General features: G+C 66.9%; 15 protein-coding genes. 3 read left to right on the forward strand and 12 right to left on the reverse strand.

The features are described from left to right. Window positions 1-18: 18 nt before the first annotated feature. The gene (locus tag B6S44_RS17660; RefSeq protein WP_206735184.1) at window positions 19-810 is read right to left on the reverse strand and encodes a deaminated glutathione amidase; all 792 of its coding nucleotides are present in this window, start codon (window positions 808-810) and stop codon (window positions 19-21) included. Continuing rightward, window positions 810-1772, reverse strand: a complete 963-nt coding sequence (locus B6S44_RS17665; protein WP_349236381.1) for a substrate-binding domain-containing protein — start codon at window positions 1770-1772, stop codon at window positions 810-812. Before B6S44_RS17665 ends, B6S44_RS17660 begins: the two co-directional genes overlap by 1 nt. Window positions 1773-1884: 112 nt before the next feature. Here B6S44_RS17665 and B6S44_RS17670 point away from each other — a divergent pair, with 112 nt between their 5' ends. Beyond that, window positions 1885-3222 carry an aminotransferase-like domain-containing protein gene (locus B6S44_RS17670; RefSeq protein WP_129158198.1) on the forward strand — a complete coding sequence of 446 codons (1338 nt, stop codon included), beginning with the start codon at window positions 1885-1887 and terminating at the stop codon, window positions 3220-3222. On the opposite strand, the gene B6S44_RS17675 is transcribed toward B6S44_RS17670, so the two are convergent. The 8 genes from B6S44_RS17675 to B6S44_RS17710 all read right to left on the reverse strand — a co-directional run bounded on the left by B6S44_RS17675 (window position 3213) and on the right by B6S44_RS17710 (window position 11348). Then, window positions 3213-3929 carry a GntR family transcriptional regulator gene (locus tag B6S44_RS17675; RefSeq protein WP_129158199.1) on the reverse strand — a complete coding sequence of 239 codons (717 nt, stop codon included), beginning with the start codon at window positions 3927-3929 and terminating at the stop codon, window positions 3213-3215. The two genes, B6S44_RS17670 and B6S44_RS17675, sit on opposite strands and share 10 nt — an antisense overlap. A 68-nt stretch (window positions 3930-3997) precedes the next feature. After that, the gene (gene cobF / locus B6S44_RS17680) at window positions 3998-4759 is read right to left on the reverse strand and encodes a precorrin-6A synthase (deacetylating) (RefSeq protein WP_129158200.1); all 762 of its coding nucleotides are present in this window, start codon (window positions 4757-4759) and stop codon (window positions 3998-4000) included. Between the two features lie 52 nt (window positions 4760-4811). Continuing rightward, entirely contained in the window at window positions 4812-5957 is a 1146-nt protein-coding gene (locus tag B6S44_RS17685; RefSeq protein WP_129158201.1) for an amidohydrolase, read from the reverse strand. Between the two features lie 102 nt (window positions 5958-6059). Next, window positions 6060-7082: a DNA topoisomerase IB gene (locus B6S44_RS17690; protein WP_129158202.1), complete on the reverse strand. Its 1023-nt coding sequence runs from the start codon at window positions 7080-7082 to the stop codon at window positions 6060-6062. A 158-nt stretch (window positions 7083-7240) separates the two neighbouring features. Next, window positions 7241-8071: an ABC transporter permease gene (locus B6S44_RS17695; protein ID WP_129158203.1), complete on the reverse strand. Its 831-nt coding sequence runs from the start codon at window positions 8069-8071 to the stop codon at window positions 7241-7243. A 4-nt stretch (window positions 8072-8075) separates the two neighbouring features. Then, on the reverse strand, window positions 8076-8984 hold the full coding sequence (locus B6S44_RS17700) for an ABC transporter permease (protein ID WP_129158204.1): 909 nt from the start codon (window positions 8982-8984) through the stop codon (window positions 8076-8078). Continuing rightward, on the reverse strand, window positions 8981-10054 hold the full coding sequence (locus B6S44_RS17705; protein WP_129158205.1) for an ABC transporter ATP-binding protein: 1074 nt from the start codon (window positions 10052-10054) through the stop codon (window positions 8981-8983). Before B6S44_RS17705 ends, B6S44_RS17700 begins: the two co-directional genes overlap by 4 nt. A 103-nt stretch (window positions 10055-10157) precedes the next feature. Continuing rightward, complete coding sequence (locus B6S44_RS17710) at window positions 10158-11348, reverse strand: extracellular solute-binding protein (protein WP_129158206.1); 1191 nt, start codon at window positions 11346-11348, stop codon at window positions 10158-10160. 163 nt (window positions 11349-11511) lie between these two features. Between B6S44_RS17710 and B6S44_RS17715 the strand changes: the two genes are divergently transcribed. Together B6S44_RS17715 and uxuA are read left to right on the forward strand one after the other, a co-directional pair. Next, window positions 11512-12207, forward strand: coding sequence for a GntR family transcriptional regulator (locus B6S44_RS17715; protein WP_129158207.1), 696 nt, complete (start codon window positions 11512-11514; stop codon window positions 12205-12207). 38 nt (window positions 12208-12245) lie between these two features. Beyond that, window positions 12246-13442, forward strand: coding sequence for a mannonate dehydratase (uxuA, locus tag B6S44_RS17720; RefSeq protein WP_129158208.1), 1197 nt, complete (start codon window positions 12246-12248; stop codon window positions 13440-13442). Window positions 13443-13521: 79 nt separating this feature from the next. Here uxuA and B6S44_RS17725 read toward each other — a convergent pair whose 3' ends face one another. Continuing rightward, entirely contained in the window at window positions 13522-14457 is a 936-nt protein-coding gene (locus B6S44_RS17725; RefSeq protein WP_164985875.1) for a DUF2279 domain-containing protein, read from the reverse strand. Window positions 14458-14887: 430 nt separating this feature from the next. After that, the gene (locus tag B6S44_RS17730; RefSeq protein ID WP_129158210.1) at window positions 14888-16030 is read right to left on the reverse strand and encodes an alpha-D-ribose 1-methylphosphonate 5-triphosphate diphosphatase; all 1143 of its coding nucleotides are present in this window, start codon (window positions 16028-16030) and stop codon (window positions 14888-14890) included. Window positions 16031-16080 lie beyond the last annotated feature (50 nt).

Here is a 16080-nt window from a genome sequence, read left to right on the forward strand (position 1 = left end):
AAACCAGCTTGCTGGCTGCTAGGCGGCGAGCTCCGGGCCGGCGAAGCGGCGGTTGGCGAGAACCGGCAATGCCGCGCGCGCCGCGGCGATACGGGCCGGATCGATCTCGGCGTAGATCAGAGCCGGGACCTCGCCGGCACGGGCGACGGCGACGCCGAGCGGGTCGACGACCATGCTCGCGCCGATATTGCGCGGGCCGCATTCGCCGGTGGCGATGACGTAGCAGGTGTTTTCCAGCGCGCGGGCGGTGACCAGCACATCCCAATGCGCCTCCTTGCCAAGGCCGCGCACCCAGGCGGCCGGCAGCAGCAGCACATCGGCGCCATCCAGCGCGAGACGCCGGGCCAGCTCGGGGAAACGGACGTCGTAGCAGGTCATCAGCCCGCATTTCAGGCCGGCGATTTCGAGCAGCGGCGGCACCTCGGTGCCGGGCTCGACATTGGTCGATTCCAGCGCCGAGAAGGCGTCGTAGAGATGGAGCTTGCGATAGGCGGCGACGATCGCGCCGTCGCGAACCGCGACATGGATGTTGAAGACGCGGCCCTTGCCGTTCGGGACATGGATGCAGAACAGCGTCGTCAGCGCCGAGCCCTTGCTCGCCGCGAGCACGCCCTGCATGAACGGGCCGTCGAGCGGCTGCGCCGTCTTCAGCACGATGTCGGGGTCGGTGATGTCGCGGGCCAGGATGCCTTCCGGCAGCAGCAGCAGGTCGGCCCCGGCCGCCTTCGCCTCGCCCAGCAGGCGGACGGAGGTGGCAAGGTTCTCCTGCCACTCGCGGCTGACGGCGAATTGTCCGAGCGCAGCTTTCATCAGTTTGCTCCTTCAAGCGCAGACACGGCCGGGAACAGGGCCTCGGGCGTCAGATCGGTGTCGGCGAGGTTCTGGATGCGCAGCTGCTCGATGAACGCGGCGATCATCCCCCGGTTCGCGGCCAGCCCGCTCTCGTTCCAGCTCTCGGGCAGATCATGCCCGCTGCGTACCAGCTCGTCGATCAGCCAGGGCGTGGTGTCGGCATAACGGCGGCGCTTCTCCAGCCAGACGCGCTGGCTTTCGTCGAGGAGATCGCTCAGCGCCTGCGGCAGCCAGGGCTCGCGGGCGGCGAGCTCGGGCTTGATACCGATGATGTGCATGCCAGGCACGAAGCCGACCTTGGCGAAGTAATCGCGCTCGGCGGCGCGGACATCCGGCAGCAGCGCCCGGAAGCGCGAGCCCTTCGCGAAGAAGCCCTGCGGCATGAACGGCATCAGCACGGCCGCGATCTCGCCGGCGGCGAGGAGGTCGAGCAGCGGTGGCTGGCCGGGCAGAGCCTCGATCAGGCCGGGCTGCGCATAGCGCCCGACGCGGTCGGTGACCGGGTGATCGGCAGCGAGACGGCTGACCGCCCAGAAAGCGTCCTCGATGCCGAGACCGGCTTCGGCCATGGCGGCACGCGTCCAGGTGTTGCCGGAATCCTGCCAGCCGGCGATGCCGATGCGCTTGCCGCGCAATTCCTTGAAGGAGGTCAGCTTGCTGTCTGCGGCCGCGACGACGCAGCGATGGCGGAAACCGCGCATGATGAAATTCGGAATGCCGAAGACGCCGGCCTCGCCGCGAGCGCGGCCGGCGGTGTACCGGCTGAACGAGATCTCGCTGGCGTCGAAGCGCGGGTCGCTGCCGAAATCGTCGGGCAACGCGGCGAGGCGCTCTATCTTCAGCTCGAAGCGGTCGGACGCGAGATCGCCAAGCAGCAGTGGCGTGATGAAGTCCCAGTCGCGCAGGGCCAGCCGGATCACAGGTTTCAAGCCATCGCCTCGCTATGCGGAAAACCTTGGACAGCGGCGAGATTAAATGTTCATTTCTCCTGATCAATCTCTATTACGTTCCTGAACAATCATTTTTGAGTCGATGACCGACGAACCCGACGCCTCCTGGCTGGCAAGCCGCCTGACGCAGCGCACTGCGCGCGGCCTTGCGCTCGATCTGAGCCAGATGATCCGCTCCGGCGTGCTGCCAGTCGGCACGCGGCTGCCGACGGTACGCGAGCTCGCCTTCCGGCTCGGAGTCAGCCCCGGCACGGTCTCCGAAGCGTGGAGCGAGCTGAAGCGGCAGAAGATCGTCTCGGGGCGCGGACGCGGCGGTGCCTGGGTCAGCGGCGACAATGCGACGCCGAGGCCGACCCGGATGGCGAGCGTCGCCGATTTCGGGCCGGACGCGCTCGACCTCTCACTGGCGGTTCCGGACGCCGCGCTGCTGCCGCCACTTCGCGAGGCGTTGGCGCAGGCCGCGAGCGCGGAGAACCTCAACAGCTATGAGCGCACGCCGATCCTGCCGGCTTTGCGCGAGGCGGTGGCGCCGCACTGGCCCTACAGGCCGGACGCCTTCCTCGCCACCAATGGCGGCTACAACGCGGTCTACTCGGTATTGCACGCGACGGTCCTGCCCGGCTCCTGTGTCGCGATCGAGGATCCGACGGCGATGCGGCTGCTCGACATCATCGAAGACCTCGGCGCCGAGATACAGCCTGTCGCCCGGGATGCGGAAGGCCCCCTGCCCGGCGAACTCGCCGCCGCGCTGGAGCGGCGGCCATCGGCCTTCATCTTCCAGCCGCGCACCCATTCGGTCACCGGCCAGCATGTCAGCGCCTCACGGCTCGCCGAGCTCGGCCGCGTGCTCGCCGGCAGCGAGACGCTGGTGATCGAGGATGACGGCATCGGCGATGTCTCGATCCACCCGCCGATCAGTCTGGGTGTGACGATGCCAGAGCGGGTCGTGCATATCCGCTCCTTCTCGAAATCGCTCGGGCCGGACCTTCGGATCGCCGTGCTGTCGGCGCCGGCCATGGTGATCCGGCAGATCCAGTCCTATCGCAGCTTCTCTTCGGGCTGGACCAGCCGGCTGCTGCAGGCCGCGACTGCCTGGCTGCTGACCGATGCCGAGACTGGCCAGCGGGTCGCGGAGGCGCGCGCGGTCTATGCCGAGCGCAGACGGGCGCTGGTCTCCTGCCTGGGTGAACGAGGGCTCGCAATGCCGGAGAGCGACGGGCTGTGCATCTGGGTGCCCGTGGAGTCCGAGCAGTTCGCGCTGGTGACGCTGGCGGCGCACGGCATCGCGGTGCTGCCCGGCAGCAAATGCGCGATCAGGCCGACCGAGCATGTCCGGGTCGCCACCGCGATCCTGACGCAGGACTATGACCGCGTCGCCGGCGCGCTGATCAAGGCGGCTCAGCGAGGCGATCAGCGCTGACGCGGCACTCTCGTATGGGCCGGCAGTTCTTCGTCCTCAAACAGGTCCGGATGCTCAGCAGCGATGCGGGGCAGCGCGTTCAGGATCTCGCGCAGATGGATGCGCATCGCGGTCGCGGCCGTGTCGGCATCACCGGTCTCGAGCGCGTCGACGATGGCGTTGTGCTGGGTGATCAGCAGCGGGATCGGCGAAGTGCCGGGCAGCGAGAGAAAGCGCACCCTGTCGGTCTGGGCGCGGGCGCTCTCGACCACCTTGCCGGCATAGTCGCAATCGACGATCTCGGCGATGGCCTGGTGGAAGGCCTCGTCCAACACGGTGAAGCCGGAATAGTCGCCGCGGCCGGCGGCAGCGGCCTGCTCGGCGATCAGGCGACGTAACCGAGCGACGCCGCCTGGATCGATCAGCCGGCTTGCCGCCCGCGCCAGGGCGCATTCGACCGCCTCGCGCACGAAGCGGGCATTGGCGACCTCGCGCATCGAGATCGTCATGACATAGGTGCCGCGGCTCGGCAGGATCTGCACCAGCCCGGCCTCCGAGAGCTTGATGAAGGCCTCGCGCACCGGCTGCCGGCTGACGCCGAAGCGGCCGGCAATCTCCTTCTCCGAGAGCGCCTCTCCAGGGCGAAGTTCGCTGGCGATGATCGCCTGGCGCAACGCGGCGACAAGCTGCGGTGCGATCGGATCGCGAAGGCGGAGCGAGATGTCCATGAGTCAAACTCCTCGGCCAGCCGGCAGAGATGATACCGGTATGGTGGCCTAACGGCAAACGCCGCCGGTCAGCCCTCGCGTCGCCTCAGCAGATAAGTGTCCATGATCCAGCCGTTCTCGGCCCGGGCCGCCTCGCGCGCGCGAATGATCTCGTCCGAGACCTCTGCCAGCGAACCAGCGGCCAGGATCTCCTGCGGCGCGCCGAGATAGGCGCCCCACCAGATGTCCAGGCCGGCGGGGTCGATCTTCGAGAAAGCCTGCTCGCCGTCGAGCATCACCACGGTGCTGCCGGCATCGTCGCGGAAGCCGCCTTCGGCGAGCTTGCGGCCGGTGGTGATCGTGACCGGCTCGCCGATCCGGTTCAGCACCAGCCGGTGCGCCGCCGCCAGCGCCTGGACGGATGTGATGCCGGGGATGACGTCGTAGTCGAACGCCAGCCCGCGGGCCCGCACGGCCTCGATGATGCGCAGCGTGCTGTCGTAGAGCGACGGATCACCCCAGACCAGCAGCCCGCCGGTCTGATCCTCGCCGAGCTCATCGCGGAACAGGCGCTCATAGCTTTCGGCGAGCGCCACGTGCCAGTCGTCGACACTGCCGCGATAGTCATCGCCCGCAGCGGCGCGCTTCGGCACCGTCAGCGGTACGGTGCGCCAGTTGCCATGCTCGATATAGCGCCGGCAGATTTCCTCGCGCAGCTCACGCAGGGCCGATTTCTCGGCGCCCTTGTCCGGCACGAAGACGACATCGACGCTGTTCAGCGCCCGCACCGCCTGGATCGTGACGTGCTCGGGATTGCCGGCGCCGATGCCGATGATCCTGATCCTGCGCATGGGCACCCCTGTTCCGTTCGAGGCGCCGCATAGCACGCAGGAGTAGCGACCGCTAACCGAGCAGATTGCGGATCGTACGCATGAAGACGCGGGCGCCGGGCGCGATCAGCGCATCGGGGAAGTCGTAGTCGGGATTGTGCAGCGGCGGAGTCTTTTCGCCGGAGCCGAGCAGGAACATCGCCGATTTCGAGGAGCGGCCGAACAGGCCGAAATCCTCGGAGCCGCGCTGCGGCGGAGTCTCACTGCGCGCGACGCCCTCCTCGTCGCAGGCCTGGCGCAGATGCGCGACCGCCTCGGGATGGTTTTCGCAGTGATGGAAGACATCGTGGTAATCCATCGTCACGGAGAGCCCGCCGGCGGAAGCCGCTTCGCGCACCAGGGCCTCGGCCTCGGTGCAGAGCGAGCCCATCAGGGAATCGCTGAGGGTGCGCAGCGTCGCCCAAAGCTCGGCGCGGCCGGGCGTGATGCCGAAGGCAGGCTCGCCCATGCTGGCATGGGTGACAGTGACGAGGCGGTAATTGCCTTCGAGGGCGCCGCCCTGGCCGAGGGTGGTCAGTTCCGGCATCAGGCGGGCGAGCGCCTTCATCGGCGAGACCGCGTGCTCGGGCGTCGCGGCATGTGAGGTGTGGCCAGTCAGCACGATCTTCAGCCCACGCGAGGCGCAATTGGCCGGGCCTTCCGAGAGCCGGACAGCGCCAAGCGGCATGCCGGGCTTGTTGTGCAGTGAGAAGGAGAAGTCGGGCGCGATCTCCTTGAACTTGGGATCGGCGATTACGGCAGCGGCGCCCGCCCCGGTCTCCTCGGCCGGCTGGAACAGCAGGATGGCGCGCCCACGCTGCGGCCGCTGCCGGCCGAGCCCGCGCGACAGCGCCGCGACCGTGGTCATATGGCCGTCATGGCCGCAGAGGTGGCCCTTGCCCGCGATCTGCGAAGTGTGCGGCACGCCAGAAAGGTCCTCGATCGGCAGAGCGTCGAGCTCGGAGCGGATCAGGACGGTCGGGCCAGCCTCGGCGCCTTCATAGATCGCGGCGACGCCATGGCCGCCGAGATCGGTGACGATGCGGTCGGGAGCGCTCGGTTTAAGGAAGCCGACGATCGCTTTTGCCGTCTCGCGCTCCTCGCCGGAAATCTCGGGCGCGCGGTGGAGGGCATGACGCAGCTCGATCAGCTCGACCATGTCGGAATTTGTGAGAAACATGCCTGGCGCTTCCTCGGGTGATTTGGCCCGAGCTTGGCCAGCGTGCTTGCCGGGTTCAACCCCCGTCGCCGCCCGGCGCCTGCAGGCGGCCATGCATCCCGCTCACGCCGCCAGGAGCCCCAGCGCCCGCTCGATGCGCGAGCAGCCGCCGCGGCCGCGCGCCTTGCGATAAGCGCGGCTGAGGCAGCCACTGGCATAGGCGTCGACGACGATGGCATGGACATAGCTCTTGCGCACCACCGCAGGCGTGTTGACCAGCCGCTCGGCGATGGCGCGCATGATGTCGGCGAGCTGGCGCTTGCGACCGCTCTCGCTGGCGGCGATCTCGGTCGACAGCAGGAGTTCGGCAGCCGCGGCATTGGCGGCGAGCATGCGCAGATCCTTACTCGATATCGGCAGGCCCGCAGCCTCCTTCAGATAGGCATTGATGTCAGCCGCATTGATCGCCGCGACCGAGCCGTCCTCGGCGCGGTACTGGAACAGGCGCTTGCCTGGCAAGGTCTTCAGCCGCGTCAAAGCACGGGCGAGCGGAGCATCGTCGCGCCCGCAGGCGATGTCCTTGCCGCCCTTGCCGCGGAAGGCGAGCGCAATATGCCTGCCGGCGACGGAGACATGGCGCTTGAGCAGGGTCGAAGCGCCATGGCTGCCATTGGTGCGGGCATAGACCTCGTTGCCGACGCGGATATGCAAGCGATCGATGATCGCAGCAGCGCAAGCGAGCGCCTTGCCGCGCGAAAGCGTGCGGTCCTTCAGGTCGGCGGCGATGCGCTGGCGCAACCTCGGCAGGGTATCGATCAACCGGCCGAGGCGCTTCAGCTTGCGGCGCTCGCGCACGCGCTCCCAATCGGGATGATAGCGATGCTGGCTGCGTCCGGCTTCGTCGCGGCCGATCGCCTGGAGATGGGCGCGCGGATCGGCGGCGATCAGTACATCCTCATAGGCCGGAGGGATCGCCAGCGAGCGAATGCGCGCCAGCGTCTCTGCGTCGGTGATCTTGTCGCCTTCGGCGTCGCGATAGCCGAAATTGCGGCCGACGCGGACACGGCGGATGGTGAGGTCATCGATGGTCACGCGGCGCAGACGGCTCTTGCTCGCCGCTGCGCTTCCTTTGCCCTTCGTCTCCATCCACGCCTCCGCAGCTCGACCGGCTGCGGAGGAATGCGGGACGGGCCGCGAGGTTCCCTCGTCATTGCGAGCGCAGCGATGCCATCCAGGGGGCGTTGAGCTCTGTGGCTCCTGGATTGCTTCGTCGCTACGCTCGTCGCAATGACGAGAAGCGGACGTTACCGCTTCGCCCGCGCCACGATCTGCGTCGGGTTGACGAAGCGCAGCGCGATGATCAGCCAGATCAGCGTCGTCACCATGTAGATCACCGCCATGGCGTCGATCGACTGCACGGCGCGCACGCCGGCGGCGAAGACGGCGTAGTAGAGCGCCACCACCAGCGTCTGGCTGGTCGGGCCTGCCGTCAGGAAGGTCAGCTCGAACATCGCGATCGTGCGGACCAGCACGAGCAGCAGCGCGGCGAGGATGCCGGGCATCAGCAGCGGCAGCAGCACGTAAATGAAGAGCTTGAAGGTGTTGGCGCCGAAGACGCGCGCCGCCGCCTCGATCTTGGTGTCGATCTGCTCGATGAACGGGATCATCACCAGGATGACGAAGGGCACGGTCGGCACGAGATTGGCGAGCACCACGCCCGACATCGAGCCGGCGAGGCCGGTGCGATAGAGCACGGTCGCCAGCGGAATGCCGAAGGTGATCGGCGGCACCAGCAGCGGCAGCAGGAAGAGCAGCATCACCAGCTTCTTGCCTGGGAAGTCGCGCCGCGCCAGCGCATAGGCGGCCGGCACGCCGATCAGCCCCGACAGGAAGACGACGAGGAAGACGATCTGGAAGGTGACCGTGAGCACGTCGCCGAGTTGGAACTCGGCCCAGGCGGCGCCGTACCAGCGCGTCGTCCAGCCATCCGGCAGCCAGGAGCGCAGCCAGCGTGTCGAGAACGAGCTCGTCACCACCGCCGCGATCATGCCGAACAGGTTGACGATGAAGAAGCCGATCAGCGTCCAGTTGGCCGCGGCCCAGAGCTTGGTGGAAAGGCGGGTGTCCTTGACCATCGGATCAGCCCTTCCCGCCGCCGGCCGGGCCGCGATAGAGCATGCCGCGCAGGCCCAGAACCGCGACGACGATGGCGAGCTGGACCACGCCCATGATCATCGCGACGGCGGAGGCCATCGAGTAATCGTATTCCTCGAAGGCGGCTTGGTAGGCGGCGATCGAGATCACGCGCGTAGGCCCCGCCGGCGCGCCAAGCAGCACCGCCGAGGGGAAGACCGAGAAGGCCTGCACGAAGCTGAGGCAGAAGGTGATCGCCAGTCCGGGCAGCAGCAGCGGCAGGAGGATGTGCTTGAAGCGCTCCCAGGGTCCGGCGCCGAGCGTTGCGCCGGCCTGCTCCAGCGCCGGATCGACGCCGGTGAGATAAGACAACGTCAGGAGAAAGGTGAAGGGGAAGCCGGTGATGACCAGCGAGAGCATCACGCCCCAGTAATTGTGCAGGAGCTTCACCGGGCTTGAGATCAGGCCGATCGCCATCAGCGTCCGGTTGAACCAGCCCTGCGGACCGAGATAGTTCAAGAGCCCTTCGGCGACGAGCACGGTGCCGAGCGTGATCGGGATCACCAGGATGGTGGTGAGCAGGCGCTGGTTCTTCATCAGCCGGACGCGGAAGGCGATCGGGATCGCCAGCAGCAGAGTCAGGATGGTCACCGGCATGGCGAGCCAGAGCGTGGTCGCAATCGTGCCGTAGAGGAAGGAATCCGAGAAGAAGCGCTGGTAGTTCGCCAGCGCCCCGCCTGCCTTCGGATTGAAGGACAGAAACAGCCCGTAGAAGAACGGGTAGATGAACAGCGCCAGCAGAAAGATCACCGCCGGCAGGACGAGCAGGGTCAGCCCGTCGAGGCCACGCGCGGCAAGGCGCTGTTTCAGCGGAATCTCGGCGATGCTGGACGCCGCGCCTGGCACGGTGCTCATGCGCCCTCTCCGAAGACCAGGACGCGATCCGGAGCGGCGGCGAGGCGGATCTCGGTGCCGGGCGCGATACGGCTATCGGCCAGGAAGGTCAGCGGCGTGTCGTCCGCCATCCGCGCAAAGCCGACGAATTCGCGGCCATGGAACTCTGTCGAGACGACCTTGGCCTTGAGCCCCGGCGCGCCATCCGCGACCGGGTGCAGGTCCTCGGGGCGGATCGAGATATGGGCACCCTGCCCGGCCACGACCTGCGACCTTACGCGTCCGGCGACGCCGACCTCGCCGCAGGTGACCGTCGCCTGCCCGTCAGCGACCGAGGCGACGCGGCCGGCGACCTTGTTGCGGAAACCCATGAACTCGGCGACATCGAGATGGTCCGGCCGCGAGAACAAATCCTCCGGCCCGCCGACCTGGCGAATCTCGCCATCGCGCATCACGACGATGCGGTCGGCGAGCGAGAGCGCCTCCTCCTGGTCGTGAGTGACGTAGATGGTGGTGGCGCCGAGCGTGTTGTGGATGCGCCTGATCTCGGCGCGCATCTCGAGACGCAATTTGGCGTCGAGATTGGAAAGCGGCTCGTCCATCAGCACCAGCGGCGGCTGCACCGCGATGGCGCGGGCGATGGCGACGCGCTGCTGCTGACCGCCGGAGAGCTGACCGGGCAGCTTCGTCTCCTGGCCCTGCAGGCGGACCAGCGCGACCGCCTCGGCGACGCGCTGGTCGCTCTCGGCCCTGGGCATGCCGCGCATCTTGAGGCCGAAGCCGATATTCTTGCGCACGGTCATATGCGGGAAGAGCGCGTAGCTCTGGAAGACCATGCCGAAGCCGCGCTCCTCCGGGCGGAGCGGGTCGATGCGCTTCTCATCGAGCCAGATGCCGCCGCCGGTCGCAGGCAGGAGGCCGGCGATCAGGTTCAGCGTCGTCGACTTGCCGCAGCCCGACGGGCCGAGCAGCGCGATGAACTCGCCCTGCTTGATCGTCAGCGAGACGTCCTTGACGGCGTTATGCGTCCCGAAATCGCGGCAGAGCCGATCGAGCCTGAGTTCGCGGAAATTCGCGGCATGTATCGACATGAAGGACCATCAAGTTCGAACGGATGGACTGGAGGCCGCCGACAGGCGACAGCAAGGCGGCAGGCCGGTCAAGGACCGGCCTGCCTGGTGATCGCAGCAAGGCCTATTTGCGCTTGGCGCCGCCGACTTGCTCGTCCCAGATGCGGAAGGCGACGACCATCTTGTCGGGGTCGAGCGGGGTTTCCATCGGGTTCTCGGCGATCAGCTTGTCGTATTCCGGACGGCCGTATTCGCGGATCGCCTTCTGACTCGACTCCGGCGCCATCGAGAGCGGCACGTCCTTCACCGCCGGGCCCGGATAGAAGTAGCCCTCGTCATAGGTATAGGCCTGTTGCTGCGGCGTCAGCATGTGGCGGATCAGGTCGAGCAGCACGGCGAGCTTCTCGTCGGAGACGCCCTTGGGGATCATCATGTACTGGGCGTCGGTGACCCAGTGGAAGCCCTTCAAGGTCTGGATCTTGGCTTCCTTCGGCACGACGCCGAGCACGCGCGGATTGATGTCCCAGCCCGTCGTCGAGACGATGATGTCGCGCGAGCCGTCGCCGAGCTCCTTCATCGTCGCGCCGGTGCCGCCGGGGTAGTATTCGATGTTCTCGCCGAGGGCCTTGAGATAGGCCCAGGTCTTGTCCCAGCCCTTGGCCGGATCCTTGGGATCGCTGTCGCCAAGAATATAGGGCAGGCCCATGATGAAGGTGCGGCCGGGGCCGGAATTGGCCGGGCGGGCATAGAGGAAGCGGTTCTTGTTCTGCTTCGTCCAGTCGAGCAGCTCCTGCGCCGTGGTCGGCGGCGTCTTGACCTTATCGGGCATGTATTCAAGCAGCGGACCGGACGGGTAATAGACCATCGCCATGGCCTGGCCGCGCCCGAGATTATGCATGGCGAGCGCTGGCTTCAGGTAGATGTCATCGGGCTTGGGCAGGTCGGCGGCGAAACGCGGCAGCAACTCGACCCAGAGCTTCTGGTCGATGCCGGCCGAGAGCACGTCGAGGCCGCCGATGACAAAATCGATGTCGACGCGGCCGGCATCCTGCTGCGCCTTCAGCTTGGCCGGCAGCTCCGGAGCGGGTGCCTTGGTGAAGACCATCCGCGAGACGGCCTTGGGATTTGCCTTAGGGTAGTTCTCCAGCGGCGTCTGGACCAGCGCGAGCGCCCCGCCGACATCGATGACGCTGATCGTCAGCGGGGACGCCGGCAGCTTGAGCGTTTGAGCAAAGGCTCCGGGCGCGGCCGCGATACCGGCCATGCCAGCGACGCCGCCGAGGAATGTACGGCGATGGATCGTATCCTGGACCATGATCTCCCCTCCCGGCGGCCTCGCCGCCTGCTGTTTCCCCAGCCCGTGAAAAGCGGGCTCTTGCGGCACTTTTAGCACCGGCTTCTATTGAATTCGCGGCTTTCGGAGTTGACGCCTCCGTTCGAGCCGGTATCCTAGTATACTAGTGAACAAGAGCTTGGCAATGGGCATCGCCGCGGCGAGACAGAGCACCGACCAGATCTACCGGGCGTTGCGCGGCGACATCCTGAACGCGGTACTGCGTCCGGGCGAATCGATCTCGGAAGCGCGCATGGCGCTGCAGTTCGGTGTCAGCCGCACGCCGGTGCGCGAATCGTTCAAGCGGCTGGTCGAGGACGGCTTTCTCGTGGTCGTGCCGCAGGTCGGCACCTTCGTCGCGCCGATCGACCTCGCTGCCGTCTATGACAGCCAGTTCGTACGCGAAACGCTGGAATGCCGGACGGTCGTGCTGGCGGCGCAGAACATCGACGACGCCGGCAAAACCGCCCTCGCCGCTCTCATCCAGCAGCAAGAACAGGCACTCGCCGAGGGTGATCGCGCCGGTTTCTTCCGCGGAGACGAGGAATTCCATGCCGAGCTGGCGCGGCTCTCGGGCCACCCCTCAGTCTGGGGCCTGATCGAGAGCGTCAAGGCCCAGCTCGACCGCGTTCGCTGCCTGTCGCTCGATACCGGCGGCTGGTCCGAGATGATCCTGGGCGAGCACCGCCAGATCGCCGAAGCGGTCAGCGCCGGCGACGTGGCCAAGGCCGAGCGCACCATGCGGGCGCATCTGCGCACCGTCTTCGACGCCATCGAGACGATCGCGCGCGACCATGTCGACGCCTTCGCCGCGAATGGCGGGCTCAGCAAACCCACCTGACGAAGCCGCGACAGACGGCAGCCTAAAGGACAGAGACGATGGAACAGACCTGGCGCTGGTTCGGCCCGGACGATGTGGTGACGCTCGCCGAGGCCCGGCAGGCGGGCGCGCGTGGCATCGTCAACGCGCTCCATCAGATTCCCTATGGCGTGGTCTGGAGCGTCGAGGAGATCGAGATGCGCAAGGCGATCATCGAGGCCGACAAGAGCCTCGGCCTGCGCTGGTCGGTGGTCGAGAGCCTGCCCATCCACGAAGACGTCAAGATCGGCGAAGGCGACCTCGAGACCATCTTCGCCAATTACCGCCAGTCGCTGCGCAATCTCGCCGCCTGCGGCATCGAGGTGGTCTGCTACAATTTCATGCCGGTGCTGGACTGGACCCGGACCGACCTCGCCCAGCCTCTCCCCGGCGGCGGCACCGCGCTGCGCTTCAACCTGCACGAATACGTCGTCGTCGACCATTTCATGCTGCAGCGGCCGGGCGCCGACCAAGGCCATCCGGCCGAGGTGATGGACAAGGCCAAGGCCTGGTTCGAGCGCTCCTCCGAGGCCGACCGGACGAAGCTGATGGCCAACATCATGGCCGGCCTGCCCGGCGCCTATGACCGCTACGACGTGGCGGGCCTGAAGCGCATCCTCGCGCGCTATGCCGATATGAGCCATGACGGCCTGCGCGCCAATCTCAAGCGCTTCCTCGAGGCGGTGATCCCGACCGCGCAAGAAGTCGGCATCCGCATGTGCATCCATCCGGACGACCCGCCGCGGCCGCTGTTCGGCCTGCCGCGCATCTGCTCGAACGAGGACGACATCGCCTTCATCCTCGGCGCGGTCGACAGCCCCTCGAACGGGCTTACCCTCTGCTCCGGCTCGCTCGGCGCCAATCCGAAGAACGATGTGCCGGGAATCGCGCGCCGCTTCGCCAACCGGATCTGGTTCGCGCATCTGCGCAATGTCGCCAAGGATCCGGACGGCTCCTTCATGGAAGCCGAGCATCTCGGCGGCGACACCGACATGGTCGCCCTGGTCGATGCGCTGATGGCCGAGCAGACCCGCCGCAAGGCCGCCGGCTGGACGCACTGGCGCATCCCGATGCGCCCCGACCATGGCCATGAACTGCTCGACGACGCCAAGAAGGGCTCGTTCCCGGGCTATCCGGCCGTCGGCCGCTTGCGCGGGCTGGCGGAGTTGCGCGGCGTGATGACGGCGCTGGCCAGCGTGAAGGGCTACGCCGCCTGAGAGAAGGCGGCAGCCCAGGCGGCTCGTAGAGAGCCTTGGGATTTTCAGTGTTTCGACGAGTCTCGTTGGTGCATCGCCATCACCTGCGGATCGTCGAGAATCTGGTCCCGCCATAGACCGCAGTGTAAGGCACCTGGACGTATTCGAAGGTCTTCCGGGCAATCCTGGCCGGCAATGTGTCCTTCTGCTTTGCAAAATTGGGCAGTGGCCCTGCTCCAAACAGGACTTCGTTCAGATTCAGGCCGACGCCGACATAGAACGTCCGCTCGATCGGATAACCGAGGGCGCGCTCCTTCTTCTCAAACCCTCGCGCATCGAAGCCTGCATGCAGCTCGACATAGCGAAGGGGCGTGTTCTTGAGTCTCTCAAAGCCACTGGCCTTCAAGGCCATGACATAGCGCTGGCGCTCATAGGGAGGCAGGATACCGGCATCAGAGGTCGTGATGCCCGGCCTTTCATAACTGGCGGGCGTGTACATCAAGCGCCAGTCGAGCTTTTCGCGCATGCCCGGAACAGTGTTGCGGATCATTGAGAAGGCGGCGCCGACAGCGTTCGCGGCAATGTCCTCACGCGAGAAACGATGCTTGCCAGCAAAACCGTCCAGAGTCTCGACCAGCCCCATGATACCGAACGCCAGCAGAGCGCCAGTGACCTGGGCGCCGGTGGGATTGGCTGCGTTCGCCCGGATCTGATCGGTCAAGAGATCGGCGATGACAAAGGTCGAGAAGGCGTGGCCAATCTTGTCCATTCCGCCATGTCGCGTGTTCTTTGCAAACCAGCCTTCTTCGATAAATCGAAAGCCGGAATCGCCCCAGCCCCAGTCGCGGAACCCGATGACGGCGATGGCGCCGCCGACGGCTGCCAACTCCCAGCGCACGGACCACAGGTGGTCGCCCAAATGACCGAATGAATAGAATGATGGCGGCGGAGGCAGCGGGGCGGCGTCCCGTTGCTCCACGTTCTCGGACAGAGGAGCACGAGACGGCTTGGCCGAAGGCGCGCGAGCGTCTTTCATTCCCGTACCGGACGTTGCAGCAGACCGCTCGGCAGCCTGCGCCAACGGCATTATTGGACAATATGCCCCCAGCGGCCCGACGAAGCCCGCAAGACAGGCAAGAGCTGTCACACTCAGCGAGCGCCGCTTTGCTGGAGGTCGGTGCGCAAGCGTATTTGTAGGCCAAGGCGGGTTTCCAGACGCCATCGGGCTACCTCAATCTCTGTCCCCATCGAAAGCGATCATCACTGACGCCGCCTTGCGGCGCGATTCATCGCGGGACTTAAAGAGTCGACCGGTAGTGGGGAGAAAGTACCATTCTCACGCATATCATGTCGAGCAGTGACAACTCCGTCTCGAGCCGTCCCGGTAACCACGACCGGGTTGAATGGTCAGCTGACGTGCCTCTAGCGGTAATGCCCGCCCTTTCGGCGGCGGTCTCCTGGCGCCCTCAGGCCAAGATCCGCTGCTCGGCCAGATGCACCAGCCGCCCGCCGGCGATGGTCGCGACGACGCGCGGCTGCGGCTCCGGTGCGACCAGGACGAGGTCGGCACGCTTGCCGGGCGCGATGACGCCACGATCGGAGAGCCCGAGTGCCCCTGCCGGTCCCTGCGAGACCAAGCGCCAGGCGGTGGCGAAATCCGCGGCGCCCTTGCGCGCCAGGATGAAGGGCGCGAGCGGCAAGGCGGGGTAGTAGTAGTCCGAGGCCAGGATGGTGCAGAGCCCCTCGCGCACCATCGCCTCGGCCGCCGGGCAATCGATATGCGAGCCGCCGCGCACAACGTTCGGCGCGCCGAAGACGACCGCCTCGCCATGGGCGGCTGCCTCGCGCGTCGTCGCCTCGTTGATCGGGAATTCGGCGACGGTGACGCCGAGGCCACGATACCAGCGCCGCATCTCGGGCGTCATGTCGTCATGCGACATTGCCGGGACACCGGCAGCGCGCGCCACCGCAGCAAGTCGCTCGACCGAGCCCGGCACCTCGTCCTTGCGGGCCCAGACATTCTCGGCCAGCGCCATGAAGTCCTCATGCGTCAGCCCGGTGCGCTCGACCATCTTGGCGATCTTGCCCGGCCGGCTGCTCGACTTCAGGATGCCGCCGGTGTGGTCGTTGAAGGCGAGCACGCCGACGCGCCCAGTGCCGAGCCAGTCGATGATCTCGGCCTCGGCGGCGAGATTGAAGGTCTCGTGACGCAGGTGAAAGCGCGTGTCCGCGCCGAGATCGGGCTTCAACGCCGCGATCCGCTCGACCAGTTGGCGGGCGTTGTCGGCGCCGCGCAGGCCGGGCTCCCAGGACCAGGTGACGCCGTGGAAGGCGGTGGTGATGCCACTCGCGAGGATGGCGCGGTCGGCGTCGCGCAAAGCGAGGTCGATGTCGAAGGCGACGCCCGGCCGCGGCATGATGTGGCGCTCGAAGGCGTCGCCATGGCAGTCTACTATGCCGGGCAGGACATAAAGGCCGGTGGCATCGAAGCGCAGCGCAGCAGCCGGAGCGGCGCCGTCAAGGGCAGCGATGTTCTCCCCTTCTGTGACGAGGTCGGCACGGATGAGCGTTTCGGTCAGCACCTCGCCGCCGGTGATATGCAGACTCATGCCCCGCCTCGGTCACTGAAAGGACGGCGCGATTGGCCGGTCTTCATGAC

This window comes from Allobosea sp. Tri-44, from assembly GCF_004123845.1.
Classification (GTDB): domain Bacteria; phylum Pseudomonadota; class Alphaproteobacteria; order Rhizobiales; family Beijerinckiaceae; genus Allobosea.

Coding starts and splice junctions, on each gene's coding strand:
- uxuA (WP_129158208.1), top strand. CDS start 12,246: ATGGAACAGACCTGGCGCTGGTTCGGCCCGGACGATGTGGTGACGCTC.
- B6S44_RS17670 (WP_129158198.1), top strand. CDS start 1,885: ATGACCGACGAACCCGACGCCTCCTGGCTGGCAAGCCGCCTGACGCAG.
- cobF (WP_129158200.1), bottom strand. CDS start 4,759: ATGCGCAGGATCAGGATCATCGGCATCGGCGCCGGCAATCCCGAGCAC.
- B6S44_RS17725 (WP_164985875.1), bottom strand. CDS start 14,457: ATGAAAGACGCTCGCGCGCCTTCGGCCAAGCCGTCTCGTGCTCCTCTG.
- B6S44_RS17660 (WP_206735184.1), bottom strand. CDS start 810: ATGAAAGCTGCGCTCGGACAATTCGCCGTCAGCCGCGAGTGGCAGGAG.
- B6S44_RS17690 (WP_129158202.1), bottom strand. CDS start 7,082: ATGGAGACGAAGGGCAAAGGAAGCGCAGCGGCGAGCAAGAGCCGTCTG.
- B6S44_RS17705 (WP_129158205.1), bottom strand. CDS start 10,054: ATGTCGATACATGCCGCGAATTTCCGCGAACTCAGGCTCGATCGGCTC.
- B6S44_RS17675 (WP_129158199.1), bottom strand. CDS start 3,929: ATGGACATCTCGCTCCGCCTTCGCGATCCGATCGCACCGCAGCTTGTC.
- B6S44_RS17695 (WP_129158203.1), bottom strand. CDS start 8,071: ATGGTCAAGGACACCCGCCTTTCCACCAAGCTCTGGGCCGCGGCCAAC.
- B6S44_RS17685 (WP_129158201.1), bottom strand. CDS start 5,957: ATGTTTCTCACAAATTCCGACATGGTCGAGCTGATCGAGCTGCGTCAT.
- B6S44_RS17715 (WP_129158207.1), top strand. CDS start 11,512: ATGGGCATCGCCGCGGCGAGACAGAGCACCGACCAGATCTACCGGGCG.
- B6S44_RS17710 (WP_129158206.1), bottom strand. CDS start 11,348: ATGGTCCAGGATACGATCCATCGCCGTACATTCCTCGGCGGCGTCGCT.
- B6S44_RS17700 (WP_129158204.1), bottom strand. CDS start 8,984: ATGAGCACCGTGCCAGGCGCGGCGTCCAGCATCGCCGAGATTCCGCTG.
- B6S44_RS17730 (WP_129158210.1), bottom strand. CDS start 16,030: ATGAGTCTGCATATCACCGGCGGCGAGGTGCTGACCGAAACGCTCATC.